Genomic DNA, 2,895 nt, shown 5'->3' on the forward strand with positions numbered 1-2,895 from the left:
CGCCGCTCACCGTGCAGGTCACGCTGGCGCTCGCCTGGGCGCTTCTGACGGAGGCCGGGCTTTCCTTTCTCGGCCTCGGCACCCAACCGCCCAAGGCCTCCCTCGGGCTGATGCTGAGCGAGGCGCGCAACCTGATGGAAATGGCGCCCTGGCTGCTGGTTTTTCCCGCCTTCGCCATCATGATCGGCATTCTCGGCTTCAACCTTCTGGGCGACGCGCTGCGCGATATTCTTGACCCGCGTTCAAGGAGGGCCGAGGCATGAGCCGTCTTCTTTCCGTCTCCGATCTGCATGTGGGCTTCGGCGAGGACCCGGTCGGAAACGAGGTCGTCCACGGCATCGATTTCACGCTCGATGCCGGCGAGACGCTGGCGATCGTCGGCGAAAGCGGCTCGGGCAAGTCCGTCACCGCGCTTTGCCTCAACCGGCTTGTCGATTTCGGCGGAGGCAGGATCACCAAGGGACGGATCGACTTCGCGCTTGGCTCCGGCGAAGTCGCGGACCTTGCCGCTGTGCCCGAGAAGGATTTGGCAAGGATCCGGGGCCGCGAGATCGGCATGATCTTCCAGGAGCCGATGACCTCGCTCAATCCGGTGCACACGATCGGCGAGCAGATTGCCGAAAGCTTCCGCCTGCATCACGGGCTGACCGGCAGACAGGCGATGAACGCGGCGATCGATGCGTTGAAACGCGTGCGTATTCCCGATGCCGAGCGGCGGTTGAAATACCATCCGCACCAGCTCTCCGGCGGCATGCTGCAGCGTGTGATGATCGCCACGGCGCTCTCCTGCAATCCGCGCCTGCTGATCGCCGACGAGCCGACGACCGCGCTTGATGTGACCGTGCAGGCGCAGATCCTCGCGCTGCTTTCCGAACTGAAGCGCGAAAGCGAGATGGGCCTGATCTTCATCACCCATGATATCGGCCTCGTTGCCGGCATTGCCGACAAGGTGATGGTGATGCAGCAGGGCGAGGCGGTGGAGCAGGGGCCGACCGACGACGTGCTCGACAATCCGCAACACCCCTATACGCAACATCTCCTGAAGGCCGTGCCGCACTTCGACGACGGCCGCGCCGTTCGGACGGATTTCTCGCGTGCGCAGGCTGGAGAGGCCAGACCCGCGCTGACCGTTGAAGACCTGACCGTGCGCTTCCCCGTCACCTCCGGCTTCCTCCGTCGCCAGGGCGGCGCGGTGCATGCGGTCGATGGCGTCGATTTCGATCTGATGCCGGGCGAGACGCTGGGCATTGTCGGTGAAAGCGGTTCCGGAAAATCGACGACGGCGCGCGCCATCATGGGGCTGACGGAGCCGACGCGCGGCGCGTTTCATCTGGGCGAAGGGGCAGGCGTGAGCGCTCATGGCGACCCGATCCAGATGGTGTTCCAGAACCCCTATGCCTCGCTCAATCCGCGCCTGCGGGTTGACAGCATCCTGGCCGAACCCGTGATTGCCACCGGCGGGCGGCTGAACGCCGAGACACGCGCCCGCATGGCCGAACTCCTGGAACGCGTCGGCCTGCCCGAAAATGCGCTCACCCGCTATCCGCATGAATTCTCCGGCGGCCAGCGCCAGCGCCTCTGCATTGCCCGCGCGCTGATGCTCAAACCTTCCGTCGTGGTGCTGGACGAGGCGGTCTCCGCCCTCGATGTCTCGGTGCAGGCGATGGTGCTGGAGCTTCTGACCGAGCTGCAGCGCGACATGAACCTCTCCTACCTGTTCGTCACCCACGACATGGCCGTGGTCGAGCGCATCGCCCACCGCATCGCCGTGGTCTATGCCGGACAGATCGTCGAGATCGGGGATGCCGCCTCTGTGCTATCCGCGCCGAAGCACTCTTACACCAAGCGGCTGATTGCCGCCGTGCCGAGCATCGACCGGCGACGGCAGGAGTATCGGCTTGATACAACCGAAGTGCCCTCGCTGGTGCGCCCGGCGGGCTATGAGCCGCCGAAGGCCGACTGGCTGCGGTTTGGCGACGACCACATGGCGCGGAGGGAAGAGGCGTGATGACCTCGGATTTTTCAGGCCGCTTCGACAGGGCCTTCGCCGCGTTGAAGGCGTCGGTCGACGAAGGCCGCATTCCCGGCGGCGTTCTCGGGCTTGTGGACGGCGAGGGCAGGCGGCTGACGCAAGCCTGCGGCGCGGCGGCGCTCGAGCCTGAAAAGCGGCCGATGACGACCGAAACCTGGTTCGATCTCGCATCGCTCACCAAGGTGATTTTCACGACGGAGCGTATTCTGGCGCTGGCCGGGGAGGGGGCGGTCGACCTTGATGAACCGCTGACCGCCGTCATCCCGGATTTCCGCCAGTATGATCCGAACTGCTGGGAACGGCAGGTCACCTTCCGCCAGTGCCTCGGCCACCAGACGCCCTTTCCGGCGGTCGAGCCGATCTATACCTATGGCGGCGATCCGGACCGGCTGCGCGCCTTCGTGCTGCAGCGCGAATGGAAACGGGTCGAAACGCCCGTCTATTCCGACATCAATTTCATTCTCCTCGGCATCGCGCTGGAGCGGATTTCCGGCAAGACCGTCCGCGATCTCGATCCGGGGCCGGGCTTTGCCTTTTCCGCCGATCCCGAGAAGACGGCGGCCACCGAGCGCTGCAACTGGCGCGGACGGGTGATCTGCGGCGCGGTGCATGACGAAAATTGCCACGCGCTTCAGGGCTCCGGCCATGCCGGCCTGTTCGGCACGGTTGATGCCGTGCTTGACCACGCGACCGGTCTTTTGCAGCGCGATGTCGCCGGCGATCCTGTCGTGAAACGGATGCGCGAGCCGCTGTCCGAAAAACGGACCCATGGCTGGGAGCGGCCTTACGAGAACTGGCATGGCGGCGCGCTGTGCTCCGAAGGGACGATCGGCCATACCGGCTTTATCCGCACGTCGCTCTGC

3 protein-coding genes are annotated in these 2,895 nt (G+C 65.4%); all 3 read left to right on the plus strand.

The window, feature by feature from the left end:
• Positions 1–263 (plus strand): ABC transporter permease subunit (locus AC5DC2_RS22280; protein WP_491700068.1); only part of this gene is annotated, 263 nt, incomplete at its 5' end.
• The gene (locus tag AC5DC2_RS22285) at positions 260–2,008 is read left to right on the plus strand and encodes an ABC transporter ATP-binding protein (RefSeq protein ID WP_491700069.1); all 1,749 of its coding nucleotides are present in this window, start codon (positions 260–262) and stop codon (positions 2,006–2,008) included. The genes AC5DC2_RS22280 and AC5DC2_RS22285, both read left to right, overlap by 4 nt.
• Positions 2,008–2,895 (plus strand): serine hydrolase domain-containing protein (locus tag AC5DC2_RS22290; RefSeq protein WP_491700070.1); only part of this gene is annotated, 888 nt, incomplete at its 3' end. The genes AC5DC2_RS22285 and AC5DC2_RS22290, both read left to right, overlap by 1 nt.

This window comes from Martelella sp., from assembly GCF_984369615.1.

What these genes read in the sequence shown, in the direction of transcription:
- AC5DC2_RS22285 (WP_491700069.1), top strand. Translation starts at nt 260, where the DNA reads ATGAGCCGTCTTCTTTCCGTCTCCGATCTGCATGTGGGCTTCGGCGAG.